Raw genomic sequence first — 26052 nt, 5'->3', positions numbered from 1 at the left:
AACGTACGGATCACCGGCTCCACATGAGAACCGACCCCGATAACCGCGATCCACCGGCCAACCGAAGGGCACGAAAGACACCATGAATGCGATCGTCATCGTCCTGATCATTCTGGTGGTGCTCGTCTTCATCGCCCTGATCAAGACGATTCAGGTCATCCCGCAGGCCAGTGCCGCCATCGTGGAGCGGTTCGGCCGCTACACCCGCACCCTGAACGCGGGCCTGAACATCGTCGTCCCGTTCATCGACTCGATCCGCAACCGGATCGACCTCCGTGAACAGGTGGTGCCCTTCCCGCCGCAGCCGGTGATCACCCAGGACAACCTGGTCGTCAACATCGACACCGTCATCTACTACCAGGTCACCGACGCCCGCGCCGCGACCTACGAAGTCGCCAGTTACATCCAGGCGATCGAGCAGCTCACGGTCACCACCCTCCGCAACATCATCGGCGGCATGGACCTGGAGCGGACCCTCACCTCCCGTGAGGAGATCAACGCGGCCCTGCGCGGAGTCCTCGACGAGGCGACGGGCAAGTGGGGCATCCGCGTCAACCGCGTCGAGCTCAAGGCGATCGAGCCGCCGACCTCCATCCAGGACTCGATGGAGAAGCAGATGCGCGCCGACCGCGACAAGCGCGCGGCGATCCTCACCGCCGAGGGCATCAGGCAGTCCCAGATCCTCACCGCCGAGGGCGAGAAGCAGTCCGCGATCCTGCGCGCCGAGGGCGAGGCCAAGGCCGCCGCCCTGCGCGCCGAGGGCGAGGCCCAGGCCGTCCGCACGGTCTTCGAGGCCATCCACGCCGGAGACCCGGACCAGAAGCTCCTCTCGTACCAGTACCTCCAGATGCTTCCGAAGATCGCCGAGGGCGACGCCAACAAGCTCTGGATCGTGCCCAGCGAGATCGGCGACGCCCTCAAGGGCCTCAGCGGCGCCTTCGGGAACCTCGGCGGCGGCATGCCCGGCTTCAACACCGGCGGCAACGGTGGAAATGGCGGCAACGGCGGCAACGGCGGAGGAAGCGGTCACGGCACCATCCCCGCCCCGGCGGTGGAACGACGCGAGGAACCCCCGGTCTCCTGACCCGAAAGCCCTTTCGTGCATGATCAGTGAGGCCCCTCGACCTTCATGGCGGGGAGGCGTCACTGACCAACGAAGGAGATGGCCTTGTCCATCTGGGAAATACTCGCCGTCTTCGCGGCCGGCGTCGGAGCGGGCACGATCAACACGATCGTCGGCTCGGGCACTCTGATCACCTTCCCCGTCCTGCTCGCCACCGGGCTCCCGCCGGTCACCGCGACCGTCTCCAACGCACTGGGCCTCATCCCCGGCTCCATCAGCGGGGCCATCGGCTACCGCAAGGAGCTCGCCGGACAGCGCCGACGCATCCTCAAGCTGGGCGTCGGCGCGGCGATCGGCGGCCTCTGCGGGGCGACCCTGCTCCTCGCCCTGCCCTCCACCGCCTTCGAGACGATCGTTCCGGTCCTGGTCGCCCTGGCCCTGGTCCTGGTGATCCTGCAACCACGCATCAGCAAAGCCGTCCAGCGCCGCAGGGAACACACCGGGGCCACGCCCCGCACCGACGGCGGCCCGCTCCTGTTCACCGGCCTGATGCTCGCCAGCGTCTACGGCGGCTACTTCACCGCCGCCCAGGGGATCATCTACCTGTCGTTGATGGGCATGCTGCTCGATGACACGATGCAGCGCCTCAACGCCGTCAAGAACGTCCTGGCGGCCGTGGTCAACACCATCGCCGCGCTGTTCTTCCTCTTCGTCGCCGACTTCGACTGGACGGCCGTCGTCCTCATCGCGGTCGGCTCGGCCATCGGCGGCCAGATAGGCGCCAAGGTCGGCCGCCGCCTGAGCCCCACCGTCCTGCGCGCCCTCATCGTGGCAGTCGGCACGATGGCCATCGTCCAACTACTGCTCCGCTGACACACGGGGGCCCGCCCCCTCACAGGGACGGGCCCACCGATGCACCATCCGACGTACACCGACTACGTCCTTACGCCGCCGCCGCTGCCCGGTCCAGCCACTCGGGCAGCGCCGAGCGGTCGCCGGCCCCCATCGCCAGCAGCATCGCCTCGGCGGGGGAGGGGACGAAGGGCTGCTTCAGCAGGGGCATCCCCGCCTGATCCGGTGTCCGGGCGGCCTTGCGGTGGTTGTCCTCGGCACAGGAGGCCACCGTGTTCAGCCAGGTGTCCTGCCCGCCCTGGGCACGCGGCACCACATGGTCGACGGTGGACGCCCGCCGCCCGCAGTACGCGCACCGGTGCTGGTCCCGGATCAGCACGCCCCTTCTGGACCACGGCGCCTGTCTTCGGAACGGCACCCGTACGTACCGGCAGAGCCGGATCACCCGGGGCGCCGGAATATCCACGGCGGCACCACGCATACGGAGCTCGGGATGCGACTGCTCGACGACGGCCTTGTCCGTCAGGATCAGGACCACCGCACGGTTGAGCGTCACTGTCGACAGCGGCTCGAAGCTCGCGTTGAGAACCAGCGTGTCACGCATCCTGCCCACCTCCCGTGTGCCGCCCGCCCCCTGGCAGGCCCGGATCAACTCTGGCTGGGCAGGCCGCGATGGACAACGCAATAAAAAATGCCCTGCTCTGATCTCTCCAAGACCGGAGCAGGGCAAACAGCGAACGAACTAATCGCCGGAGGGAGCCTCGTACTCACCGATCAGCTGAGCACGCCCCAGCGTGTGGAACCGGAGATTGAACCCGGCCACCGCGGGAGACGCGTCGCTGTCGATCCCGAGCTTCTCGGTGTCCACCGCGTACACGGTGAACACATAGCGGTGGTTCTCCCCGGGCGGCGGCGCGGCGCCCCCGAAGTCCTTGGAGCCGTAGTCGTTACGGGCCTGGACGGCCCCTTCGGGCAGCCCCTCGAACGTTCCGCTGCCCGCGCCGGCCGGAAGCTCCGTCACCGAGACCGGGACGTCGAAGAGCACCCAGTGCCAGAACCCGCTGCCCGTCGGGGCGTCCGGGTCGAAGCACGTCACGGCGAAACTCTTGGTCCCCTCGGGGAAACCCTCCCACCGCAACTGCGGCGAAGTGTTCCCACCCGCAAGCACCTGCGCATCGCCCAGCACGGCCCCCGGCGCCAGATCGTCGCTCACCACGGTGAACGCCGCCACCTCCGGATGGAAGTCGTGCGGCAGCGGGGCCCTCTCTTCGGCTCGGTCACGTCTCGCACCTCTCCTGATCGGTTCGTCAGCCTTCCCACCCGACCCTAGGCCCTGTCGTCGAGCTGCCGCCTGCCCCGCCGCGCCATGCACGTGCTCTCGCCGCACCGGGCGCAGGCCCCAGTACGGTCCCGTACGAGGACCCCGCCCCCGGCACACCGGGAGCACGCACCTGACCCCGCAGGGCCGCCCTTCGGGCGACGACGGCAGTTCGACGACAGGACCCAGGGGGCGGTGCCCTCCCCTAGGGCGTGTTTCGAAAGTAGCGCCGTCCGCCCGGAGGGCGGGCTCGGCGGCGTCTGGTGCGTGCGATCGCAAGGCGGAGGGTCGCCCCGATACTGGATGTATCGGGGTGATCCCGACAACGCGGCGAGCGTGCGTGCCAGACGCCGCCGAGCAGGCGGGACTTTCGAAACACGCCCTAGCTTGATCTTTAACCTGTGCGGCGGGGGCGAGGAGTTGTTGACTTCTTGGTTCGTTGTTTCGCGGAGCCTGGTTTGCCGACTGTGTGCACGTCGTGGCGTGGGGTGGGTCGGGTGTTCTTGCTTCCAAGTGGCCGCCCTGGGCCGGGGCGGGAAGATTTGGGTACTTCGGCTGGGCAGGCGGCCTTCGGCCGGAGGTGCCGAAAGTCGCGGCGGACTCGTGCTGGGGTGAGCCTGTCGGGCGGGGACGGCTTCTCCCACGGCCGCCGGAGGTCGGCCGCCAGTGGGCGGGCGAGCCGGAGCTGGGTGAAGACGACGACGATCAGCCAGGTCCAGCGGTCGGCAGCCTCGGGGCTGCGGATCTTCGGGCAGGTCCAGCCCAAAGTCTGCTTGAACAGGCGGAAGGTGTGCTCGATGTCGAAGCGCCGCAGGAACGCCTGCCACAGACGGTCGACGTCGTCTGTGGTGGCGTCGGCGCCCGACCACCACAGCCAGACCGGCTTCGGTGTAGCGCCGCTGGGCAGGTGCTCGACCTGCAGGCGGATCACAGTGCCCTCGATGACCGGCAGGGCACCCAGCTCGGCTGTCCAGGCCGAGCAGTGGGTCAGTCTCGGATGGAGCCGGTCCCAGGAGCGGGCGGCGGCGGTGCCATAGAGACGGGTCTCGGTCACCGTCTGGGTGTCGGGTGTGTTCCAGGTGGCCGGGTCACCGAAGACGAATTCGCCTCCATGACGAGGTGGGCGGCCCCGGACACCCCTCTCGCGGGGCGGTGCCGCCCGGCGCAGGACACGGTCCGACCGCATCCGGCCCAGTACCTGCACCGGCAGATCCTTCAGCAGGAAGGCCAGGCGGGGCACGTCGTAGCCGGCATCCACCACGATCAAGATCTCTGGATCTCCGTCCTTCCACTGCCCGGCCCCGATCAGCCGCTCGATGAGCTCCCGCATCTGCCGGGCCGTGACGGTGGCGGCATCGTCACCCGGTGCCAGACGCAGCGCGTCCAGCGGCGCGGTCCAGGAGCTTCGACCTGATTCCAGTGCGCAGATCACCGAGTACGGCCAGCCGGGAACGGGAATGTGCTGGTCCTTGCCCCGGCCGTAGGTGTGGCACAGGATCCGCTGCGGTGAGGTGTGAGCGTTGGGCCGCAGCCAGCAGGTGAGGTCGACGGCCAGGACCAGCCGGCCATCCGCTGATCGCGGCAGAGGCACCGCGGCCAGGGCCCGTCGCAGCCGGACGATATCGACCTGGCCTGCGGACAGGGCGTCGTAGAGCCCGCCGTGTCCACGACGGTGTTCGCCGACCAGCGACAGCTCCACCAGGGACCGGACCGGCCCATCGGCGCACAACACCGCGTCCGCGAGTTCGAACAACGCGTCCGCACGCCTGGTCAGACAGGAGTAGAACTCGCCCCGGAAGCGTGACAGTCCCGCAAACGGATCCTGCCGGACAACATGATGCGCCAGACTCATCCCCACGGCCTTCGTGCTGAGCGTTGTGTGTTCCTTGGTCGGATCACATGCTCAGCCGAAGGCCGCCCGCACGTAGGGCAGTTACCGGTCCGAGTGATCAAGTACGAGGACGCGTTCGGGCTCCGAGGTTAAAGATCAAGCTAGAGCCAGTTGCGCTGTCCGCCGACCTGGGCGAGCCACTGGTTGAGGTACGCGGCCCAGTCGGTCTGCTGGTAGTCCTGCAGCCCCACCTTGAACGCGCGGTAGGAGTCGCTGCCCTCGCTGAACAGCCCCGGCTTCTTGTCCATCTCCAGGACGACGTCCATCTCGCGGTCGTCGGCGACGAACGTCAGCTCCACCTGGTGCAGCCCGCGGTACTGCGCCGGCGGCACGAACTCGATCTCCTGGTAGAACGGCAGCCGCTGACGCGTACCGCGGATGTGACCGCGCTCCATGTCGGCGCTGCGGAAGCCGAAGCCCAGCTGCCGGAAGGCGTCCAGGATGGCCTCCTGTGCCGGCAGCGGGTGCACGTTGATCGGGTCCAGGTCACCGGAGTCCAGCGCGCGGGCGATCTCCAGCTCGGTGGTCACCCCGATGTTCATCCCGCGCAGCTGCTGGCCGCCGAACATGGTGATCGGCGTCTCCCACGGGATCTCCAGGCCGAACGGCACCACGTGCACCGCGCCCGCCTGCACCTCGAAGGCGCCCCCGAGGCTCAGCTTGGTGAACTCGATGTCCTGCTTGGTCTCCTGGTCCCCGCCCTCGACCTCGACCCGCGCCTGGAGGCCGACGGAGAGCCCCTCGATCTGCTGGGCGACCGAACCGCCCTGGATCCGCACCTCACCCTGGACGACCCCACCGGGGACGACATTCACCTCGGTGAGCTCGGTCTCCACCGAGGCACCGCCGGCACCCATGCTCGCGAGCAGCCGCTTGAAGCCCATAGTCACTCCTTCTAGGTTCTGACCCCTACATACGCGCCACGACCGTAGCCGGTTCCCGTCCGCGTGATCCCAGTACCCTCGGTCGCCATGACCACGAGCCCGGACCGCGCCCCACTGACACGAGAGTTCTTCGACCGTTCCGTACTGGAAGTGGCCCCCGATCTCCTGGGCCGCACGCTCGTCCGCCGCAGCGCGGCGGGCACGATCGAGCTGCGCCTCACCGAGGTGGAGGCGTACGCGGGCGAGGTCGACCCCGGATCGCACGCCTTCCGGGGCCGCACCGCGCGCAACAGCGTGATGTTCGGCCCGCCCGGTCACACGTACGTCTACTTCACGTACGGGATGTGGCACTGCCTCAACCTGGTCTGCGGCCCGGAAGGCCGTGCGAGCGGGGTTCTGCTCCGGGCGGGCGAGATCGACGTCGGCGCCGGTCTGGCCCGCGACCGACGCGTCTCGGCCCGCAACGACAAGGAACTGGCCAAAGGCCCGGCCCGCCTCGCCACCGCCCTCGATGTCGACCGCGACCTGAACGGCAGCGATCTCTTCGGCGGCCCGGCCCCGGCCCTGTCCGTACTGCACGGCACCCCGCCGCCGCGTGACCTCGTACGCAGCGGCCCCCGCACAGGGGTGGGCGGTGACGGAGCCCACCAGCCGTGGCGCTTCTGGATCGAGGGAGACCCCACGGTGAGCCCGTACCGCGCCCACGCACCGCGCCGCCGACCGAGCAGCAAGGCAACTTGACGCGCCCTCGGCAGACGCCTAATGTAGTCCGAGCCGCTTGACACAGGTACAGCTCTCGGCACAGTCCATCGGACCGGACCGAGCCACTCGAAGCGGCCACACCACTACCTACGACTCACCCTGGCGGGTGCGAATTCGGCATGCCCGTAATTCGCCTCATCGACTCGATTATGAGTTGCCAAGAGAATCGGCTAACGTAGTGAACACGCCGAAAGGCAAGGCCACTCCGCAGGCCACCGGAAATCGAATTCGGACCGGAAACGGGACGAAAAAGAGTCTGGTAAAGTCGGACTCGCCGGAAAGGGAGAACGCGAAAGCGAAGGACCTGGAAGGCGGGATGCGAGACCCGCTTCGACCGGGAATCGGACACGAAAGAGTCTGATAGAGTCGGAAACGCAAGACAGCGAGACAAAAGAAGTAAACGAAGGGAAGCGCCCGGAGGGCCCCGGTGATACGGGACCGAAGGAAGCGTCCGTTCCTTGAGAACTCAACAGCGTGCCAAAAGTCAACGCCAGATATGTTGATACCCCGGCCTGCTTCGGCAGGTTGGTGGTTCCTTTGAAAGTCCTGCGGGTCCACTTCGGTGGCCGGCAGGCAATTACACAGCGAGGACGCTGTGAACAACGGGTCTTATTCCGACCGGTTGTTCCGCTCTCGTGATGTGTGCACCCGATTACGGGTAAACATTCACGGAGAGTTTGATCCTGGCTCAGGACGAACGCTGGCGGCGTGCTTAACACATGCAAGTCGAACGATGAAGCCTTTCGGGGTGGATTAGTGGCGAACGGGTGAGTAACACGTGGGCAATCTGCCCTTCACTCTGGGACAAGCCCTGGAAACGGGGTCTAATACCGGATAACACTCTGTCCCGCATGGGACGGGGTTAAAAGCTCCGGCGGTGAAGGATGAGCCCGCGGCCTATCAGCTTGTTGGTGGGGTAATGGCCTACCAAGGCGACGACGGGTAGCCGGCCTGAGAGGGCGACCGGCCACACTGGGACTGAGACACGGCCCAGACTCCTACGGGAGGCAGCAGTGGGGAATATTGCACAATGGGCGAAAGCCTGATGCAGCGACGCCGCGTGAGGGATGACGGCCTTCGGGTTGTAAACCTCTTTCAGCAGGGAAGAAGCGAAAGTGACGGTACCTGCAGAAGAAGCGCCGGCTAACTACGTGCCAGCAGCCGCGGTAATACGTAGGGCGCAAGCGTTGTCCGGAATTATTGGGCGTAAAGAGCTCGTAGGCGGCTTGTCACGTCGGATGTGAAAGCCCGGGGCTTAACCCCGGGTCTGCATTCGATACGGGCTAGCTAGAGTGTGGTAGGGGAGATCGGAATTCCTGGTGTAGCGGTGAAATGCGCAGATATCAGGAGGAACACCGGTGGCGAAGGCGGATCTCTGGGCCATTACTGACGCTGAGGAGCGAAAGCGTGGGGAGCGAACAGGATTAGATACCCTGGTAGTCCACGCCGTAAACGTTGGGAACTAGGTGTTGGCGACATTCCACGTCGTCGGTGCCGCAGCTAACGCATTAAGTTCCCCGCCTGGGGAGTACGGCCGCAAGGCTAAAACTCAAAGGAATTGACGGGGGCCCGCACAAGCAGCGGAGCATGTGGCTTAATTCGACGCAACGCGAAGAACCTTACCAAGGCTTGACATATACCGGAAAGCATCAGAGATGGTGCCCCCCTTGTGGTCGGTATACAGGTGGTGCATGGCTGTCGTCAGCTCGTGTCGTGAGATGTTGGGTTAAGTCCCGCAACGAGCGCAACCCTTGTTCTGTGTTGCCAGCATGCCCTTCGGGGTGATGGGGACTCACAGGAGACTGCCGGGGTCAACTCGGAGGAAGGTGGGGACGACGTCAAGTCATCATGCCCCTTATGTCTTGGGCTGCACACGTGCTACAATGGCCGGTACAATGAGCTGCGATGCCGCGAGGCGGAGCGAATCTCAAAAAGCCGGTCTCAGTTCGGATTGGGGTCTGCAACTCGACCCCATGAAGTCGGAGTTGCTAGTAATCGCAGATCAGCATTGCTGCGGTGAATACGTTCCCGGGCCTTGTACACACCGCCCGTCACGTCACGAAAGTCGGTAACACCCGAAGCCGGTGGCCCAACCCCTTGTGGGAGGGAGCTGTCGAAGGTGGGACTGGCGATTGGGACGAAGTCGTAACAAGGTAGCCGTACCGGAAGGTGCGGCTGGATCACCTCCTTTCTAAGGAGCATCTAGATTCCGCAAGGAATCCAGAGCCACTACGTCGACAAATGTTCGACGGTGGTCAGCTCATGGGTGGAACGTTGACTATTCAGTACCTGGTGGTTCAGCCGGGACGCGAGTACTGCTCCTCGGAGCGTGGAAAGCGAACCGAACGAATTCCGGGTACTGGGCGCGCTGTTGGGTGTCTGAAGGTACGGCCGAAAGGCTGCCTTCGACGCCGGCCCCAGTGAACTCGTCCTCAGGACGGGGTGATGGGTGGCTGGTCGTTGCTTGAGAACTGCACAGTGGACGCGAGCATCTGTGGCCAAGTTTTTAAGGGCGCACGGTGGATGCCTTGGCACCAGGAACCGATGAAGGACGTGGGAGGCCACGATAGTCCCCGGGGAGCTGTCAACCAAGCTTTGATCCGGGGGTTTCCGAATGGGGAAACCCGGCAGTCGTCATGGGCTGTCACCCGCTGCTGAACACATAGGCAGTGTGGAGGGAACGAGGGGAAGTGAAACATCTCAGTACCCTCAGGAAGAGAAAACAACCGTGATTCCGGGAGTAGTGGCGAGCGAAACTGGATGAGGCCAAACCGTATGCGTGTGATACCCGGCAGGGGTTGCGCATGCGGGGTTGTGGGATCTCTCTTTCACAGTCTGCCGGCTGTGGGACGAGTCAGAAACCGTTGATGTAGGCGAAGGACATGCGAAAGGTCCGGCGTAGAGGGTAAGACCCCCGTAGCTGAAACATCAACGGCTCGTTTGAGAGACACCCAAGTAGCACGGGGCCCGAGAAATCCCGTGTGAATCTGGCGGGACCACCCGCTAAGCCTAAATATTCCCTGGTGACCGATAGCGGATAGTACCGTGAGGGAATGGTGAAAAGTACCGCGGGAGCGGAGTGAAATAGTACCTGAAACCGTGTGCCTACAAGCCGTGGGAGCGTCGCTGTATGTGCTTGCACATGCAGTCGTGACTGCGTGCCTTTTGAAGAATGAGCCTGCGAGTTAGCGGTGTGTAGCGAGGTTAACCCGTGTGGGGAAGCCGTAGCGAAAGCGAGTCCGAACAGGGCGATTGAGTTGCACGCTCTAGACCCGAAGCGGAGTGATCTAGCCATGGGCAGGTTGAAGCGGAGGTAAGACTTCGTGGAGGACCGAACCCACCAGGGTTGAAAACCTGGGGGATGACCTGTGGTTAGGGGTGAAAGGCCAATCAAACTCCGTGATAGCTGGTTCTCCCCGAAATGCATTTAGGTGCAGCGTCGTGTGTTTCTTGCCGGAGGTAGAGCACTGGATAGGCGATGGGCCCTACCGGGTTACTGACCTTAGCCAAACTCCGAATGCCGGTAAGTGAGAGCGCGGCAGTGAGACTGTGGGGGATAAGCTCCATGGTCGAGAGGGAAACAGCCCAGAGCATCGACTAAGGCCCCTAAGCGTACGCTAAGTGGGAAAGGATGTGGAGTCGCAGAGACAACCAGGAGGTTGGCTTAGAAGCAGCCACCCTTGAAAGAGTGCGTAATAGCTCACTGGTCAAGTGATTCCGCGCCGACAATGTAGCGGGGCTCAAGCGTACCGCCGAAGTCGTGTCATTCGTACATATATCCCCAACGGGAGTACGGATGGGTAGGGGAGCGTCGTGTGCCGGGTGAAGCAGCCGCGGAAGCGAGTTGTGGACGGTTCACGAGTGAGAATGCAGGCATGAGTAGCGATACACACGTGAGAAACGTGTGCGCCGATTGACTAAGGGTTCCTGGGTCAAGCTGATCTGCCCAGGGTAAGTCGGGACCTAAGGCGAGGCCGACAGGCGTAGTCGATGGACAACCGGTTGATATTCCGGTACCCGCTTTGAAACGCCCAGTACTGAATCAGGCGATGCTAAGTCCGTGAAGCCGGCCCGATCTCTTCGGAGTTGAGGGTAGTGGTGGAGCCGATGAACCAGACTTGTAGTAGGTAAGCGATGGGGTGACGCAGGAAGGTAGTCCAGCCCGGGCGGTGGTTGTCCCGGGGTAAGGGTGTAGCCCGTGTGGTAGGCAAATCCGTCACACGTTAAGGGTGAGACCTGATGCCGAGCCGATTGTGGTGAAGTGGATGATCCTATGCTGTCGAGAAAAGCCTCTAGCGAGTTTCATGGCGGCCCGTACCCTAAACCGACTCAGGTGGTCAGGTAGAGAATACCGAGGCGTTCGGGTGAACTATGGTTAAGGAACTCGGCAAAATGCCCCCGTAACTTCGGGAGAAGGGGGCCATCACTGGTGATAGCACTTGCTGCTTGAGCTGGGGGTGGCCGCAGAGACCAGCGAGAAGCGACTGTTTACTAAAAACACAGGTCCGTGCGAAGCCGTAAGGCGATGTATACGGACTGACGCCTGCCCGGTGCTGGAACGTTAAGGGGACCGGTTAGCTGCCTTTCGGGGTGGCGAAGCTGAGAACTTAAGCGCCAGTAAACGGCGGTGGTAACTATAACCATCCTAAGGTAGCGAAATTCCTTGTCGGGTAAGTTCCGACCTGCACGAATGGCGTAACGACTTCTCGACTGTCTCAACCATAGGCCCGGTGAAATTGCACTACGAGTAAAGATGCTCGTTTCGCGCAGCAGGACGGAAAGACCCCGGGACCTTTACTATAGTTTGATATTGGTGTTCGGTTCGGCTTGTGTAGGATAGGTGGGAGACTTTGAAGCGGCCACGCCAGTGGTTGTGGAGTCGTCGTTGAAATACCACTCTGGTCGTGCTGGATGTCTAACCTGGGTCCGTGATCCGGATCAGGGACAGTGTCTGATGGGTAGTTTAACTGGGGCGGTTGCCTCCTAAAGAGTAACGGAGGCGCCCAAAGGTTCCCTCAGCCTGGTTGGCAATCAGGTGTTGAGTGTAAGTGCACAAGGGAGCTTGACTGTGAGACCGACGGGTCGAGCAGGGACGAAAGTCGGGACTAGTGATCCGGCAGTGGCTTGTGGAAGCGCTGTCGCTCAACGGATAAAAGGTACCCCGGGGATAACAGGCTGATCTTCCCCAAGAGTCCATATCGACGGGATGGTTTGGCACCTCGATGTCGGCTCGTCGCATCCTGGGGCTGGAGTCGGTCCCAAGGGTTGGGCTGTTCGCCCATTAAAGCGGTACGCGAGCTGGGTTTAGAACGTCGTGAGACAGTTCGGTCCCTATCCGCTGTGCGCGTAGGAATATTGAGAAGGGCTGTCCCTAGTACGAGAGGACCGGGACGGACGAACCTCTGGTGTGCCAGTTGTCCTGCCAAGGGCATGGCTGGTTGGCTACGTTCGGAAAGGATAACCGCTGAAAGCATCTAAGCGGGAAGCCTGCTTCGAGATGAGTATTCCCACCCTCTTGAAGGGTTAAGGCTCCCAGTAGACGACTGGGTTGATAGGCCAGATGTGGAAGCCCTGTAAGGGGTGGAGCTGACTGGTACTAATAGGCCGAGGGCTTGTCCTCAGTTGCTCGCGTCCACTGTGTTGTTCCCGGGTTGCGAACAGTTATCGCACCGGTTGAACAGTTTCACTACTTAATTGAAGAGTGTGCTTGTTCGCTAGAACCCGATAGGGTTTCGGTGGTCATTGCGTTAGGGAAACGCCCGGTTACATTCCGAACCCGGAAGCTAAGCCTTTCAGCGCCGATGGTACTGCAGGGGGGACCCTGTGGGAGAGTAGGACGCCGCCGAACAATCTTTCAAGGACCCCTGGTCCCAGCGTTCAACGCTGGGACCAGGGGTCCTTTTGTTTTTCCCGAAGCGCGTCGACTGGTCGGCTGCGCGAGAATGTCTGTGGTACCCGAAGACAGGAGTCACACCCATGTCCACCAACTCTCCCGACGATCGTCCGGAGCGCGAGCCGCGTCGCCGGGACGGCGGTGACAGGGGCGGTTACCGCGGTGGTCGTGACGACCGGTCCGGTTCCGGCGCACCTCGACGCGACAACGACCGCGGCGGCTTCCGTCGTGACGACAACAGGCCTTCCGGCGCCGGCAACGGTGGCGGCACAGGCGGTGGATTCCGTCGTGACGACCGTGACCGCGACCGCGGCCCGCGTCGTGACGACAGTCGGCCGACCGGCGGTGGTTTCCGCCGGGATGACAACCGTGGTGGCGGCTCCGGCGGCGGTTTCCGGCGTGACGACAGTCGGCCTTCCGGTGGTGGGTTCCGTCGCGATGACAACCGTGGTGGGGACCGTGATCGTGGGCCTCGTCGTGATGACGACCGGGGTGGGTACCGGGGCGGTCAGCAGCGTGATGACCGTGGTGGCCGTCCGAGCGGTGGCTTCGAGCGCCGTGACGACCGCCCGCGTGGTCCGCGCCGTGACGACGACCGCCCCTCCGGTGGCGGTTTCCGGCGTGACGACAACCGTGGTGGCGGCTCCGGCGGCGGTTTCCGCCGTGATGACAACCGTCCCTCCGGTGGTGGCTCCCGTCGTGATGACGACCGGGGTGGGTACCGCGGTGGTCAGCAGCGTGATGACCGTGGTGGCCGTCCGAGCGGTGGCTTCGAGCGCCGTGACGACCGCCCGCGTGGCCCGCGCCGTGACGACGACCGCCCCTCCGGCGGCGGTTTCCGGCGCGACGACAACCGTGGTGGCGGCTCCGGCGGCGGCTTCCGCCGTGATGACAACCGTCCCTCCGGTGGTGGCTCCCGTCGTGATGACGACCGGGGTGGGTACCGCGGTGGTCAGCAGCGTGATGACCGTGGTGGCCGTCCGAGCGGTGGCTTCGAGCGCCGTGACGACCGTCCCCGTGGCCCGCGCCGTGACGACGACCGCCCCTCCGGCGGCGGTTTCCGGCGCGACGACAACCGTGGTGGCGGCTCCGGCGGCGGCTTCCGCCGTGACGACAGTCGGCCTTCCGGTGGTGGGTTCCGTCGCGATGACAATCGTGGCGGGGACCGTGATCGTGGGCCTCGTCGTGATGACGACCGGGGTGGGTACCGCGGTGGTCAGCAGCGTGATGACCGAGGTGGCCGTCCGAGCGGTGGCTTCGAGCGCCGTGACGACCGTCCCCGTGGCCCGCGCCGTGACGACGACCGCCCCTCCGGCGGCGGCTACCGCCGCGACGATAACCGGGGCGGCGACCGGGACCGGGGTGGATACCGCGGTGGCCAGCGCGACGACCGCGACCGCGGGGGCTTCCGGGGCCGCGACGACCGGGACCGTGACCGCGAGCCGATCAAGCGGCTGCCGATTCCGGACGACGTCACGGGCGACGAGATCGACAAGGACGTGCGCCAGGAGCTCATGAGCCTGCCGAAGACCCTTGCCGAGGACGTCGCGCGCAACCTGGTCATGGTGGCCCGACTGATCGACGAGGACCCCGAGGAGGCGTACGCGTACGCCCGTATCGCCCTTCGGCTCGCGTCCCGTGTCGCGGCGGTGCGTGAGGCGGCAGGGTTCGCGGCGTACGCGACGCAGAAGTACGCCGAGGCGCTCGCCGAGTTCCGGGCGTCCCGGCGGATGACCGGGTCCGTGGACCTGTGGCCCGTCATGGCGGACTGCGAGCGCGGGCTCGGGCGTCCCGAGCGGGCGATGGCCATGGCCGGCGAGCCCGAGGTGCAGAAGCTGGACAAGGCCGGACAGGTCGAGATGCGGCTGGTGGCCGCCGGGGCACGGCGTGACATGGGCCAGATCGACGCCGCCATCGTGACGCTCCAGAGCCCCGAGCTCGCGTCCAACTCCGTGCAGTCATGGACGCCGCGACTCCGCTACGCGTACGCGGACGCCCTGCTGGAGGCGGGGCGCGAGGACGAGGCGCGGGAGTGGTTCGGGAAGGCGCTGGAGGCCGACAAGGACGGTTCCACGGACGCGTCGGACCGGCTCGCCGCGCTCGACGGCGTCGAGTTCGTCGACGTCCTCGGTGACGACGAGTCGGCCGAGGCGGACGCGGCCGACGCGGCCGCGCCCGGAGGTCCCGACCGCGAGAACGACGTGCGTGATGACGCCGACCTCGACGACGGGGAGGACGAGGACGACCAGGACGGTTCCTCGGACGGTTCGGTCAAGGCCTAGCAGTTGGTGAAGAGGGGCGGCACTCCGGTCGGAGTGCCGCCCCTCTTCGCGTTCCGCGCGGGTCCGCCGATCAGTCCATGGCGAGGCTCCGCATGACCAGGCCCGTGGCCGGCTTCGGGCCGAACGACGTCGACTTGCGGGGCATGGTGACGCCCTGCCGGGCCAGGTCCCGGACGACTTCCTCGCGTACGGGATGCATCAGGACCGCTGTGCAGCCGAGGCGCTCCGCCTGCTCGACGGCTGCCGCGGTGTCGTGGATGTAGCCGATGTGCTCCGGCGCGTCCGGGATCCGCCACACGTCGTCGAGCAGCGCGGAGTGCAGGACCGTCGCGTCCAGGGTGCGCCAGGCGTCGGGGCGGTCCGTCCGAATGGTGCGGGCCAGCAGGGCCGGGTCGGGGCGGTCCACCAGGTGGAAGCCGCCGTCGCCGGCGAGGAGGAACGCGTTGCCCCCGGCCGCCGCTTCGGTCAGCGCGTCCAGAGCCCGGGGGAGCGGCCCCTCGACCGGCCGGACCCGGAAGAGACCGGTCAGCGCCGCCAGGGCCCGGGGCACCGGGAGCCCGCGCAGCAGCCGGTGGATGGCGCGGACCTGGAGCGGGTGGCGTGCCGTGTCGACGAGGAGGACGAGGCCGTGGTCCCACGGCCCGGGGGCGGTCTGTTCCCGCTGGAGCCGGAGGTAGGTGGCCCAGCGGTGGTGCCCGTCCGCGATGAGCGCCTGGTGCCGGGCGAGGTCCGACGCGATCTCGCTCCGCTCGGCCGGGTCCGTCACGGCCCAGAGGCGGTGCCGGAAGCCGTCCTCCGTCGTGGTGGCGAGCAGCGGTTCCCGCAGGACCGTGCGCTCGATCACCGCTGCCGCCCCGGCCGGCGCGCCCGTCCCGCCTCGGTAGGTCAGCAGGAGCGGCTCCAGATGGGCGCCTGTCGTCCGCATCAGCTCCGCGCGGTCCGCGACGACGTCGTCCATGACGTCCTCGTGCGGCAGCACGATGCCCTCGGAGGCGGGGGAGAGGGCCAGGGCGCCGATCAGGCCCCGCTGGAGGATCTCGTCGTTGCGCTGCTCGTAGACGTACAGAACGGGGTCCGCGTCCGGGGCGATGACGCCCTCGGCCAGCCAGCGGTCCAGTGTGGCGGCCGCCTGCCGGTGCCGGTCCCGGGCCGTGTCGGCCTGAGGGAGGATGAGGCGCACGATGTTGTGCGGATCCGCGGACTCCAGGTGGTGCAGCCCGTCGGGCCGGACGACCACGTCGTACGGGGGCGAGGTCACGGCGGCAAGACTGCCGACCCGCTCGGGGACGTAACGCAGTCCGCGGAACGGGAAAAGCCGCAGCCCCTGGTCGACGGGACCTGAAGTGTTCATCAGGGCATCGTATGTGTGCAGAGGGCATACGCGAAGATCGGGGCAGAAGCGTGGAAGAGGAGCCAGCCATATGAGCCACCAGCAGGACAGGTCCCGACCGTCGGGGAGCGGCACGGCGCTGAGCGAGGCGTACGACACAGCTCTCCTCGACCTCGACGGGGTCGTGTACGCGGGCGGGGAGGCCATCGGCCACGCCGTGGAGTCGCTGGCGCGGGCCCGGGCCGGAGGCATGCACCTCGCGTACGTCACCAACAACGCGCTGCGGACGCCGGACGCGGTGGCCGAGCACCTGACGGAGCTGGGGGTGCCCGCCGAACCCTCCGACGTGATCACCTCCGCACAGGCCGTCGCCCGGCTGGTCTCCGATCAGCTGCCCCCCGGGGCCCGGGTGCTGGCGATCGGCGGCGAAGGGCTGCGGGTCGCGCTGCGCGAGCGCGGGCTGGTGCCGGTGGAGTCGGCGGACGACGACCCGGCGGCGGTGGTCCAGGGCTACGGCGGGCCGGACATGGCGTGGGGGCGGTTCGCCGAGGCGAGCTACGCGATCCGGCGCGGGCTGCCGTGGTTCGCGTCCAACACCGACCTGACCATTCCGGGCGCCCGGGGCATCGCGCCCGGTAACGGGGCCGCGGTCGAGGTCGTCCGCATCGCCACCGGGGCCGAGCCCCAGGTCGCCGGTAAGCCGTTGCCGCCGATGCACCGCGAGACCGTGCTGCGCACCGGGGCGAAGCGGCCGATCGTCGTCGGGGACCGGCTGGACACGGACATCGAGGGCGCGTTCAACGGAGGCGTGGACTCGTTGCTGGTGCTGACCGGGGTGACCGACGCGGCGCAGTTGCCGGCCGCTCCGCCGCAGCACCGGCCGACCTATGTGGACCGGGACCTGCGGGGGCTGCTGACCGGGCAGCCCGAGGTGACGCCGGCCGGTGAGGCCTACCGGTGCGGGGGCTGGACGGCTGCTGTGCGCGGGGGCGAGCTGGTGGTGGAGGGCGAGGGCGAGGCCCTCGACGGGCTGCGGGCGCTCTGCGCGGCGGCCTGGACCTTCGCCGGTCCGGGTGTGTGCGGGCTGGACACGGGGAAGGCCCTGGCCGGGCTCGGGCTCTGAACCGGTCTCCGGCGCCGCCCGAGGAACCGGTCATCGGCGCCGCCGGGCGAACAGGTCTCCGGCATCGCCGCTCGACGCCCTTGGCACGCGGCGGTGTTGGGGGTGTCGGGGGTGCGGTGCGGCGGCCCCGGACCAGTGGCGTGAAGAGGAAGATAGGCTAACCTAACCTGGTGCTGCTCGGTGGTCTGCCCGTGCCCCGCGCCGTGCCCGCTCCACCTCACCGACTCCGGGAGTACGACCATGCAGCGCCTCACCGCAGAATCGGTGACCCTCGGTTACGACCAGCGGGTCATCACCGAGAACCTCTCGGTGGAGATTCCCGACAACTCCTTCACCGTGATCGTCGGTCCCAACGCCTGCGGCAAGTCGACCCTGCTGCGCGCCCTCGCCCGGATGCTGAAGCCGAGCCGGGGCCAGGTGCTGCTGGACGGGCAGACCATCCACCAGCTGCCCGCGAAGAAGGTCGCCCGGACGCTGGGGCTGCTGCCGCAGTCCTCCATAGCCCCCGACGGGATCACCGTCGCCGACCTCGTCGCCCGCGGCCGCTACCCCCATCAGGGGCTGCTGCGGCAGTGGTCGCCGGAGGACGAGCGGGTCGTCGACGAGTCCATGGAGTCCACCGGCGTCGCCGAGCTGGCCGATCGCTATGTCGACGAACTGTCCGGTGGTCAGCGCCAGCGGGTGTGGATCGCCATGGCGCTGGCCCAGCAGACGCCGCTGCTGCTGCTCGACGAGCCGACGACGTACCTTGACATCCAGCACCAGATCGATGTCCTCGACCTGTGTGCGGAGCTGCACGAGACGCAGGGCCGCACGCTGGTCGCGGTGCTCCACGACCTGAATCACGCCGCGCGGTACGCCACGCATCTCATCGCGATGCGGGACGGGGACATCGTCGCGGAGGGACCGCCCTCGGAGGTGGTCGACGCGGCGCTGGTGGAGCGGGTGTTCGGGATGCGCTGCCAGGTGATCGACGATCCGGAGACGGGGACGCCGCTGGTGGTGCCGGCCGCCCGCAAGGCTCGGAAGGTCGCCGCCGCCTAGGTGATGGGCCGGGGGTACGGCGGGGTGCGCCCCGTGGGTGCTCGGTCCTCAATCGCCGGACGGGCATCACCCGTGGCCGCTCGTCCTTGACCGCGCGGCTGGGACAGGCATGAAGGTGCGGCCTACAGCAGCGATCTCAGTTTCAGCAGGTCGCGGAAGCCCGCCTCCAGGCGTACGCGGCCCGAGCCCCACGCCTTCGCGAAGTTCAGGTCCCCGTCCACCAGCGCCACCAGGTCGTCGCCCGTCATCGCGAGCCTGATCTCGGCCTTCTCCCGGGGCGGCCCCTCGACCGTGTCCCGTACCTCGATCCGGCCCTCGGCCAGCCGCCCGGTGAACGTGACGTCGAGGTCCTTGACGTGACAGCTCAGCGAGCGGTCGAGGGCGGCTGCGCCGCGCACGTCGCCCTCGGCGGTCGCGAGGTTGTCGGAAAGTCTTGTCAGTGCGCTGCGGCACTCAGCCATGGTCGCCATCGTGCTCGACGGTACACCGGCCCGTCCATGTAGCGTTTCGGCATGAGCGACTGGACGCCGGAGGCGGGGACACCGCCCGTGAGCACGACCGACGAGCCGGACCCGGCGGTGGACGGACCGGCGGACGGACCGGCGGTGGACGTGCCCGGAGCCGGGGGCGCCGGCCTCGGCGTGCCCTCCTTCGAGCCCGCCGCGCCCGCGCCCCTGGGGGTCGTGCGGACCCCCACCGGCCTCGGAGCGGTGGACGCCCGGCTGGAGCGCCTGGCCGATGCGGACCACCTCCCGGCGGACGGACACATCGAGGTGTACGAGGATGTACACCGCGGGCTGCGGTCGGAGCTGACCTCGCTGGACGCCCGTCCGGCCGCCGTACCCGGCCCCGGGCCCGTACCCACGCCTTCGCACCGACCGCACGACACGCAGCACGACACGCACCACGACAACAGGAGCTGAACCGAACGTGGCAGGAGTGGCACGTCGCCGCCTCGACGCCGAGCTGGTACGCCGCAAGCTCGCCCGCTCGCGCGAGCACGCGAGCCAGCTGATCGCCGCGGGGCGCGTCACCGTGGGCCGCACCACCGCGACCAAACCCGCCACCCAGGTCGAGACGGCCGCCGCGATCGTCGTCACCAAGGACGACGGCGACCCGGACTACGTCTCGCGCGGCGGCCACAAGCTGGCCGGGGCCCTCGCTGCCTTCGTGCCGCTCGGGCTGACCGTCCAGGGGCGGCGGGCGCTGGACGCCGGGGCGTCGACCGGCGGGTTCACCGATGTGCTGCTGCGGGCCGGGGCCCGGCAGGTCGTCGCCGTCGACGTCGGTTACGGGCAGCTCGCATGGTCGCTGCGGTCCGATGAACGGGTCGTCGTCAAGGACCGTACCAACGTACGGGAGTTGACCTTGGAGGCCATCGACGGGGAGCCGGTCGACCTGGTGGTGGGGGACCTGTCCTTCATCCCGCTGGGCCTCGTGTTGCCCGCCCTCGCCCGGTGCGCCGGGCCCGACGCGGACCTGGTCCTCATGGTCAAGCCGCAGTTCGAGGTGGGCAAGGAGCGGCTCGGCAGCGGCGGAGTGGTGCGGAGCCCGGAGCTGCGCGCCGAAGCCGTGCGCGAAGTGGCGCGGCGGGCCTGGGGGCTGGGCCTCGGCGTGCGGGGGGTGACGGCCAGTCCGCTGCCCGGCCCGTCGGGGAACGTCGAGTACTTTCTTTGGCTGCGGGCCGGCGCACCTGAGCTGGATCCCGCGGATGTCGACCGTGCAGTGGCGGAGGGGCCTCGTTGACGACGAATGTGACCACGACTGTGACCACGAATGCGGCACGAACAGTCTTCCTTCTGGCGCACACCGGCCGGCCGGCCGCGATCCGCAGCGCGGAGCTCGTCGTGCAGGGTCTGCTGCGCAACGGGCTCGGCGTGCGGGTCTCGGCGACCGAGGCGGCCGATCTGCCGCTGCCGGACGCCGTGGAGACGGTCACCGACACCAGCCCCTCCGCGGTGGACGGCTGCGAGCTGCTGATCGTCCTCGGAGGTGACGGCACCCTGTTGCGCGGCGCGGAGTTCTCCCGCGCCTCCGGGGTGCCGATGCTCGGCGTCAACCTCGGACGCGTCGGCTTCCTCGCCGAGGCCGAGCGCGACGACCTCGACAAGGTGGTCTCCCGGGTCGTCACCCGCGACTACGAGGTCGAGGAACGGATGACGATCGATGTCCTCGTGCACAGCAACGGCGAGGTGGTGCACTCCGACTGGGCGCTCAACGAGGCGGCCGTGCAGAAGGTGTCGCCCGAGCGGATGCTCGAAGTGGTCCTGGAGATCGACGGCCGTCCGGTCACCGGGTTCGGCTGCGACGGGATCGTCTGCGCGACCCCGACCGGTTCGACCGCGTACGCCTTCTCGGCGGGCGGGCCCGTCGTCTGGCCCGAGGTCGAGGCGCTGCTCATGGTCCCGATCAGCGCCCACGCGCTGTTCGCCAAGCCGCTGGTGACCTCGCCCACGTCCGTGCTCGCGGTCGAGGTCCAGCCGCACACCCCGCACGGGGTGCTGTGGTGCGACGGGCGGCGGACCGTGGAGCTGCCCGCCGGGGCGCGGGTCGAGGTGCGGCGCGGCGCGGTGCCCGTACGGCTGGCGCGGCTGCACCAGGCCTCGTTCACCGACCGGCTGGTGGCGAAGTTCGCGCTGCCCGTTTCGGGGTGGCGGGGCGCTCCCCACTGACGGTGACGAGGGCGCCCCGCGGCCCCCGCGACCCTCGGGAGAGTGAATCCTGGAGCGGGGGCCGTCGCGCGCCCGGCCCGGGACCTCGTAAGGTCATGTCCGTGTTGGAGGAGATGCGGATACGGTCGCTCGGAGTCATCGACGACGCGGTGGTGGAGCTGTCACCCGGTTTCACCGCGGTCACGGGTGAGACCGGCGCGGGCAAGACCATGGTCGTCACGAGCCTCGGGCTGCTGCTCGGCGGGCGCGCGGACCCCGCCCTCGTACGGGTCGGGGCCAAGGCCGCGGTCGTCGAGGGCAGGATCACGGTGTCCGAGGGCGACGCGGCGGCGCTGCGGGCCGAGGAGGCCGGGGCGGAACTCGACGACGGCGCGCTGCTGATCAGCCGCACGGTCTCGGCGGAAGGACGCTCACGGGCCCATCTCGGCGGCAGATCCGTGCCGGTGGGGGTCCTGACCGAGCTGGCGGACGAACTCGTCGCCGTGCACGGCCAGACCGATCAGCAGGGCCTGCTCAAGCCCGCGCGGCAGCGGGGGGCGCTCGACCGGTACGCCGGGGACGGCGTGGCGGTCCCGCACGCCGCGTACACGGCGGCCTACCGGCGGCTGCGGACCGTCGCCGCGACCTTGGAGGAGCTGACCACCCGGGCCCGGGAGCGGGCCCAGGAGGCGGACCACCTGCGTTTCGGTCTGAACGAGGTCGCCGCCGTCGAGCCGTTGCCGGGTGAGGACGTCGAGCTGGCCGCCGAGGCGGAGCGCCTCGGGCACGCCGAGGCGCTCGCCTCCGCGGCCTCCCTCGCGCACACCGCGCTCGCGGGGAACCCGGAGGATCCGGAGGGCGTCGACGCGACGACGGTCGTCGCCGCCGCCGGGCAGGCCCTGGACGGGGTCCGGGCCCATGACCCGGCGCTGGCCGCGCTGGCCGACCGGATCGGGGAGATCTCCATCCTGATCGCCGACGTCTCCGGCGAGCTGGCCGGGTACGCCGACCAGCTGGAGGCCGATCCGCTGCGGCTGGCCGCCGTGGAGGAGCGCCGGGCCGCGCTGACCACCCTGACCCGGAAGTACGGCACGGACATCACGGCCGTGCTCGCCTGGGCCCAGGAGGGCGCCGGGCGGCTCACCGAGCTGGAGGGCGACGACGAGCGCATCGGTGAGCTGACCGTCGAGCGCGACGGGCTGCGGGCCGAACTCTCCGTGCTCGGACAGGCGTTGACCGACGCGCGCACGGAGGCGGCCGCCCGGTTCGCCGAGGCGGTGACGGACGAGCTGGCCTCGCTCGCCATGCCGCACGCCCGGGTCTCCTTCGCCATCCGGCAGACCGAGGCGGCGGACGAGGCGTCCGGCATCGACATCGGCGGGCGCAGCGTCGCCTACGGGCCCTCCGGCGCGGACGAGGTCGAGCTGCTGCTCGCCCCGCACCCGGGAGCCCAGCCCCGGCCGATCGCCAAGGGCGCTTCGGGCGGCGAGCTGTCCCGGGTGATGCTCGCGGTCGAGGTCGTCTTCGCGGGCTCCGACCCCGTACCGACGTATCTCTTCGACGAGGTCGACGCGGGCGTCGGCGGCAAGGCGGCCGTCGAGGTCGGCCGGCGGCTCGCCAAGCTCGCCCGGTCCGCGCAGGTGGTGGTCGTGACCCACCTGCCGCAGGTGGCGGCCTTCGCCGACCGGCAGCTGCTGGTGGAGAAGACCGTGGACGGCTCGGTGACCCGCAGCGGCGTCACCGTCCTGGAGGGCGAGGACCGGGTCCGGGAGCTGTCCCGGATGCTCGCGGGCCAGGAGGACTCCGAGACGGCCCGCGCCCACGCCGAGGAGCTGCTGGCCACGGCACGCGCCGAGTAGGGGCTCCTGCAGCCGTTCATGGAGCCGTTCACGGCGGTCGTACGGATACGGGCGGGGGGATTCCTCCCGCCCGTACGTGCTTTCCGCCCGTACGTGCTTCCGGCCCGTACGTGCTTCCGGCGGGCGGATGTCGACAACATCGCGCCTCTATATTCACCCGTGAGGGTGGCGCGGTGCGGTCGGTTGTCGCCATGAGTGCGGCAGCAACGTTACGCCGGTCCCGGAACGTGCGTACGGGCTGGCATCCTTGGCGCTGTCCTTTCCGCCGACTCCGGAGCCCCGGGGAGCCAATCAACGTGTCACAACTGCGTACGGTCCAAGTCCTGGGCGGCGGCAGTGCGGGCAGCAGCGCGCACGTCGGTTCGCTGGCCGCCGGGCTGGTGGCGCGCGGGGTGCGGGTGACCGTCTGCGCCCCGTCCGCGGTGGACCGCGCCTACGACTTCACGGCGACCGGGGCCCGGTTCCTTCCGGTGCCCCGGCGCAGCGACCCGGCCGCCGTCGCCGCGCTGCGGGCCGCCTGCGCGGGTGCGGACGTCGTCCACGCCCATGGGCTCCACGCGGCCGCCCGCACCGCCCTCGCGCTGAGCGGCCGGGCCGTGCCGCTGGTGATGACCTGGCACTCGCGGCGGTACGCGGAAGGCGCCCGTCGCCAGATCCTGCACCTGCTGGAACGGCGCGCCGCACGGGCGGCGGCCGTGGTCCTCGCCCCCTCGTCCGACCTGGTGGACCGGGCCCGCGAGCGGGGCGCCCGCGACGCCCGCTTCGCAGCCGTGGCCGTTCCACCCCCGCGCCCGGCCGACGCCGACGACGCGAGCAAGGCGCGGGCCGAACTGGGTGCGGTGGGGCGGCCGTTGCTGTTGGCCGTGGGCAGTCTCGTGCCGCATCACGGCTTCGACGTCCTGCTGGACGCGGCCCGCGCCTGGCGGCGTCTGGACCCCGTGCCGCTGCTCGTCGTCGCGGGGGAGGGGCGGGAGCGGGGCGCTCTGCAACGGCGGATCACGGACGAGGAGTTGCCCGTCACGCTCATCGGATGCCGGGACCGTGCGGGGGAGTTGCTCGCCGCCGCCGATCTGGCCCTGCTGCCGAGCCGGTGGGAGGGCCGCTCCCCGCTGGCGCAGGAGGCGCTGCGGGCCGGGGTGCCGCTCGTCGCCACCGCTGTCGGCGGCGTGCCCGAACTGGTCGGCGAGGCTGCCGCACTGGTGCCCTACGGCAATGCCGAGGCCCTCGCCCGTGCGGTCGTGAGGCTCCTCGGGGACCCGGCGGAGCGCGCCCGGCTCGCCGCGGCCGGGCGGATGCAGGCGGCGGGCTGGCCCACCGAGGACGACACGATCGCCCATGTGCTCAGCGTCTACGACGAGTTGGCGCAGCCGCTGGCGACGGGCCGGACGCGCTGACGGGACGGGCTCCCGGGCCCGCTCTCACGTCGTGTGGCGGCGGGCCCGCAGCGCCAGACTCAGCGCCAGCACCGTCTGCGGGTCGTCCAGGTCCGTGCCCAGCAGCTCCCCGATCCGGGCCAGCCGGTTGTAGAGCGTCTGGCGGTTGAGGTGCAGCTCGCGGGCGGTCTCCGCCTTGCGGCCCGCGTGCGCCAGATACGCCTGGAGCGTCGGGAGCAGCGGCGGGCGCGAGGTGCGGTCGTGCTCGCGCAGCGGACCGATCGCCCGGTTCACGAACGCCGCCAGGTCCGGATGGTCCCGCAGCCGCCACAGCAGCAGGTCGATGTCGAGGCGCCGGGCGTCGTACCAGGGCCGGTCGTCCAGGCCCTGCGCGGCCGTCGCCGTCTCCGACGCGTGCCGCAGCCCCGCGCCCGCCGCGGCCCAGCCGCCCGCCACGCCGACCACGACCACCGGCGGCTGCGATCCGGCGCGGTCGAGGCCCGCCCGCTCCACCCCGGCCCGCAGCGCCGCCGCCACCCGGTCGGCGACCGCGGTGCGCTCGCCCTCCGAACGCAGCCCCACCAGCAGCGGAACCCGCCCCTCCACCGGCCGCACGCCTAGCAGCACCGGCACCCCGACCGAGGCCAGTTCCTCCAGGACCGCACGGGCCAGCACCGCCCAGTTGCCCGACGGGGACAGCTCCGGGGCCAGCCGCATCACCACCGGGAGCAGCGAGGTGTCACCGGGCCGGAAGCCGAGCACCCGGGCCTGGGCGGGGGCGTCCTCGGGGGCGATCCGGCCCTCCGCGAGGTCGGTGAGGAAGTCGCCCCGGCCCCGGGCCGCCAGCTCCTCCTCCTGCCGCGCCTGCATCAGCACGACGGCGAGGAGGCCCGCCGCGCGCTCCGCCGCCATCCGGTGCACGGTCGCCAGCGGACCGGCCACCGCGAGCAGCACCAGCCGGGCCCGCACCGCACCGGTCTCGGGCCCGCCGCCGGGCACGTCCACCAGCACCGCGCCGGCCGGCGGGCTCTCCCGGGCCGCCCGGTCGCCGCGCATGCCCTCCCAGACCTGGAGCGGGTCCGCGCCCACCGGGCCGGTCCCGGTGGACGCCGCGTACAGGAGCCGGCCGTCGGGCGTCTCCAGGAAGACCGGGTTGGCGGTGAAGTCGGCGAGGATCCCGAGGACCTGCGGCACCCCGCCCCCGTCGAGCAGCGCCCGGGTGGCGCGCCGGTGCACCTCCTCCGCCTGCTGGAGCAGCGCGTAGTGCCCGTTGACGATCTCGGTGTGGACCTCCTCGGTCACCACGACGAACGGCACCTCGCGGTGCAGCTGCACCAGCGGCAGCCCGGCCGCGCGGGCGGCGTCCACGATGGAGGCGGGCAGCCGGCCGAAGCGCGGGCCGAGCTCCACCACCAGGGCGGCGATGCCCCGGTCGGCGAGACGGCGGACGAACGCGCGCTGTTCGGCGGGGCGGGCGCCCAGGCCCAGGCCGGTGGTCAGAAGCAGCTCGCCGCCCTTGAGGAGGGAGGCGATGTTCGGGACCTCGCCCGCGTGCACCCAGCGCACCGTACGGTTCAGCCGGTCGGCGCCGGCCACCACCTCCGGGAGCCCGGCGCGCAGCCCCGGCAGCTCCAGCGCCCGCTGCACGGTGATTCCGCTGTGGCTCTCCACGTACCGGCCCGCTTCCCTTGTGCCCTGCCCGTCGATCGGGCGGTCGTCCTGTTCAG

Annotated in this window: 18 protein-coding genes, 3 rRNA genes and 1 pseudogene; 15 read left to right on the top strand and 7 right to left on the bottom strand. The window is 68.9% G+C overall.

Translation table 11 applies throughout. The features are described from left to right. Nucleotides 1–82 precede the first annotated feature (82 nt). Nucleotides 83–1084 carry an SPFH domain-containing protein gene (locus tag OG245_RS07285; RefSeq protein ID WP_371622717.1) on the top strand — a complete coding sequence of 334 codons (1002 nt, stop codon included), beginning with the start codon at nt 83–85 and terminating at the stop codon, nt 1082–1084. 78 nt (nt 1085–1162) lie between these two features. Then, nucleotides 1163–1936: a sulfite exporter TauE/SafE family protein gene (locus OG245_RS07280; RefSeq protein WP_371622716.1), complete on the top strand. Its 774-nt coding sequence runs from the start codon at nt 1163–1165 to the stop codon at nt 1934–1936. A 70-nt stretch (nt 1937–2006) separates the two neighbouring features. On the opposite strand, the gene OG245_RS07275 is transcribed toward OG245_RS07280, so the two are convergent. The 4 genes and pseudogenes from OG245_RS07275 to OG245_RS07260 all read right to left on the bottom strand — a co-directional run bounded on the left by OG245_RS07275 (nt 2007) and on the right by OG245_RS07260 (nt 6008). Beyond that, nucleotides 2007–2519 (bottom strand): HNH endonuclease, encoded by a 513-nt coding sequence (locus OG245_RS07275; RefSeq protein ID WP_003970007.1) that lies wholly within the window; start codon nt 2517–2519, stop codon nt 2007–2009. A gap of 138 nt (nt 2520–2657) precedes the next feature. After that, a pseudogene (locus OG245_RS07270) lies at nt 2658–3196 on the bottom strand (YbhB/YbcL family Raf kinase inhibitor-like protein). A gap of 431 nt (nt 3197–3627) precedes the next feature. Continuing rightward, nucleotides 3628–5085, bottom strand: coding sequence for an NF041680 family putative transposase (locus OG245_RS07265; RefSeq protein WP_371622715.1), 1458 nt, complete (start codon nt 5083–5085; stop codon nt 3628–3630). A gap of 140 nt (nt 5086–5225) precedes the next feature. Further along, nucleotides 5226–6008: a sporulation protein gene (locus OG245_RS07260; protein WP_371622714.1), complete on the bottom strand. Its 783-nt coding sequence runs from the start codon at nt 6006–6008 to the stop codon at nt 5226–5228. Nucleotides 6009–6095: 87 nt separating this feature from the next. On the opposite strand from OG245_RS07260, the gene OG245_RS07255 reads away from it, so the two are divergent. The 6 genes from OG245_RS07255 to OG245_RS07230 all read left to right on the top strand — a co-directional run bounded on the left by OG245_RS07255 (nt 6096) and on the right by OG245_RS07230 (nt 14945). Beyond that, nucleotides 6096–6749, top strand: a complete 654-nt coding sequence (locus OG245_RS07255) for a DNA-3-methyladenine glycosylase (RefSeq protein ID WP_371622713.1) — start codon at nt 6096–6098, stop codon at nt 6747–6749. Nucleotides 6750–7435: 686 nt separating this feature from the next. Continuing rightward, nucleotides 7436–8961: ribosomal RNA gene (locus tag OG245_RS07250) — 16S ribosomal RNA — on the top strand. 305 nt (nt 8962–9266) lie between these two features. Beyond that, nucleotides 9267–12390: ribosomal RNA gene (locus OG245_RS07245) — 23S ribosomal RNA — on the top strand. 111 nt (nt 12391–12501) lie between these two features. Beyond that, nucleotides 12502–12618, top strand: a 5S ribosomal RNA gene (gene rrf / locus OG245_RS07240). Together the 16S, 23S and 5S rRNA genes form the textbook arrangement of a ribosomal RNA operon. Nucleotides 12619–12831: 213 nt before the next feature. Further along, nucleotides 12832–14181 carry a hypothetical protein gene (locus OG245_RS07235; protein WP_371622712.1) on the top strand — a complete coding sequence of 450 codons (1350 nt, stop codon included), beginning with the start codon at nt 12832–12834 and terminating at the stop codon, nt 14179–14181. After that, nucleotides 14178–14945 carry a hypothetical protein gene (locus tag OG245_RS07230; protein ID WP_371622711.1) on the top strand — a complete coding sequence of 256 codons (768 nt, stop codon included), beginning with the start codon at nt 14178–14180 and terminating at the stop codon, nt 14943–14945. The genes OG245_RS07235 and OG245_RS07230 overlap by 4 nt, the downstream gene beginning before the upstream one ends. Before the next feature lie 70 nt (nt 14946–15015). Here OG245_RS07230 and OG245_RS07225 read toward each other — a convergent pair whose 3' ends face one another. Continuing rightward, a complete protein-coding gene (locus OG245_RS07225) occupies nt 15016–16296 on the bottom strand; it encodes a DUF1015 family protein (protein WP_371622710.1) in 1281 nt (426 codons plus the stop codon). A 70-nt stretch (nt 16297–16366) separates the two neighbouring features. Here OG245_RS07225 and OG245_RS07220 point away from each other — a divergent pair, with 70 nt between their 5' ends. Both OG245_RS07220 and OG245_RS07215 read left to right on the top strand, forming a co-directional pair. Continuing rightward, nucleotides 16367–17398, top strand: a complete 1032-nt coding sequence (locus OG245_RS07220) for an HAD-IIA family hydrolase (protein ID WP_371622709.1) — start codon at nt 16367–16369, stop codon at nt 17396–17398. Between the two features lie 240 nt (nt 17399–17638). After that, entirely contained in the window at nt 17639–18442 is an 804-nt protein-coding gene (locus tag OG245_RS07215; RefSeq protein WP_050362315.1) for an ABC transporter ATP-binding protein, read from the top strand. Nucleotides 18443–18564: 122 nt separating this feature from the next. On the opposite strand, the gene OG245_RS07210 is transcribed toward OG245_RS07215, so the two are convergent. After that, complete coding sequence (locus OG245_RS07210; RefSeq protein ID WP_371622708.1) at nt 18565–18912, bottom strand: SCP2 sterol-binding domain-containing protein; 348 nt, start codon at nt 18910–18912, stop codon at nt 18565–18567. Nucleotides 18913–18954: 42 nt separating this feature from the next. Here OG245_RS07210 and OG245_RS07205 point away from each other — a divergent pair, with 42 nt between their 5' ends. The 5 genes from OG245_RS07205 to OG245_RS07185 all read left to right on the top strand — a co-directional run bounded on the left by OG245_RS07205 (nt 18955) and on the right by OG245_RS07185 (nt 24346). Beyond that, nucleotides 18955–19365: a hypothetical protein gene (locus OG245_RS07205; RefSeq protein ID WP_371622707.1), complete on the top strand. Its 411-nt coding sequence runs from the start codon at nt 18955–18957 to the stop codon at nt 19363–19365. A 7-nt stretch (nt 19366–19372) separates the two neighbouring features. Beyond that, a complete protein-coding gene (locus OG245_RS07200; protein ID WP_371622706.1) occupies nt 19373–20188 on the top strand; it encodes a TlyA family RNA methyltransferase in 816 nt (271 codons plus the stop codon). 20 nt (nt 20189–20208) lie between these two features. Further along, a complete protein-coding gene (locus tag OG245_RS07195) occupies nt 20209–21114 on the top strand; it encodes an NAD kinase (protein ID WP_371622705.1) in 906 nt (301 codons plus the stop codon). A 95-nt stretch (nt 21115–21209) separates the two neighbouring features. Next, nucleotides 21210–22952: a DNA repair protein RecN gene (gene recN, locus OG245_RS07190; protein WP_371622704.1), complete on the top strand. Its 1743-nt coding sequence runs from the start codon at nt 21210–21212 to the stop codon at nt 22950–22952. Nucleotides 22953–23248: 296 nt separating this feature from the next. Beyond that, the gene (locus tag OG245_RS07185; RefSeq protein WP_371622703.1) at nt 23249–24346 is read left to right on the top strand and encodes a glycosyltransferase family 4 protein; all 1098 of its coding nucleotides are present in this window, start codon (nt 23249–23251) and stop codon (nt 24344–24346) included. 24 nt (nt 24347–24370) lie between these two features. On the opposite strand, the gene OG245_RS07180 is transcribed toward OG245_RS07185, so the two are convergent. Continuing rightward, entirely contained in the window at nt 24371–25996 is a 1626-nt protein-coding gene (locus tag OG245_RS07180) for a PucR family transcriptional regulator (RefSeq protein WP_371622702.1), read from the bottom strand. Between the last annotated feature and the right edge of the window lie 56 nt (nt 25997–26052).

The sequence above is a fragment of the Streptomyces sp. NBC_01116 genome, from assembly GCF_041435495.1.
Classification (GTDB): Bacteria; Actinomycetota; Actinomycetes; order Streptomycetales; family Streptomycetaceae; genus Streptomyces.
This window is presented reverse-complemented; position numbering and strand designations above follow the sequence as displayed.

Excerpts from the sequence above, each read along its gene's own strand:
- OG245_RS07220 (WP_371622709.1), top strand. The coding sequence starts at position 16,367 with ATGAGCCACCAGCAGGACAGGTCCCGACCGTCGGGGAGCGGCACGGCG.
- OG245_RS07280 (WP_371622716.1), top strand. The coding sequence starts at position 1,163 with ATGGCCTTGTCCATCTGGGAAATACTCGCCGTCTTCGCGGCCGGCGTC.
- OG245_RS07260 (WP_371622714.1), bottom strand. The coding sequence starts at position 6,008 with ATGGGCTTCAAGCGGCTGCTCGCGAGCATGGGTGCCGGCGGTGCCTCG.
- recN (WP_371622704.1), top strand. The coding sequence starts at position 21,210 with ATGTCCGTGTTGGAGGAGATGCGGATACGGTCGCTCGGAGTCATCGAC.
- OG245_RS07275 (WP_003970007.1), bottom strand. The coding sequence starts at position 2,519 with ATGCGTGACACGCTGGTTCTCAACGCGAGCTTCGAGCCGCTGTCGACA.
- OG245_RS07205 (WP_371622707.1), top strand. The coding sequence starts at position 18,955 with ATGAGCGACTGGACGCCGGAGGCGGGGACACCGCCCGTGAGCACGACC.
- OG245_RS07230 (WP_371622711.1), top strand. The coding sequence starts at position 14,178 with ATGAGCCTGCCGAAGACCCTTGCCGAGGACGTCGCGCGCAACCTGGTC.
- OG245_RS07210 (WP_371622708.1), bottom strand. The coding sequence starts at position 18,912 with ATGGCGACCATGGCTGAGTGCCGCAGCGCACTGACAAGACTTTCCGAC.
- OG245_RS07215 (WP_050362315.1), top strand. The coding sequence starts at position 17,639 with ATGCAGCGCCTCACCGCAGAATCGGTGACCCTCGGTTACGACCAGCGG.
- OG245_RS07255 (WP_371622713.1), top strand. The coding sequence starts at position 6,096 with ATGACCACGAGCCCGGACCGCGCCCCACTGACACGAGAGTTCTTCGAC.
- OG245_RS07265 (WP_371622715.1), bottom strand. The coding sequence starts at position 5,085 with ATGAGTCTGGCGCATCATGTTGTCCGGCAGGATCCGTTTGCGGGACTG.
- OG245_RS07225 (WP_371622710.1), bottom strand. The coding sequence starts at position 16,296 with ATGAACACTTCAGGTCCCGTCGACCAGGGGCTGCGGCTTTTCCCGTTC.
- OG245_RS07285 (WP_371622717.1), top strand. The coding sequence starts at position 83 with ATGAATGCGATCGTCATCGTCCTGATCATTCTGGTGGTGCTCGTCTTC.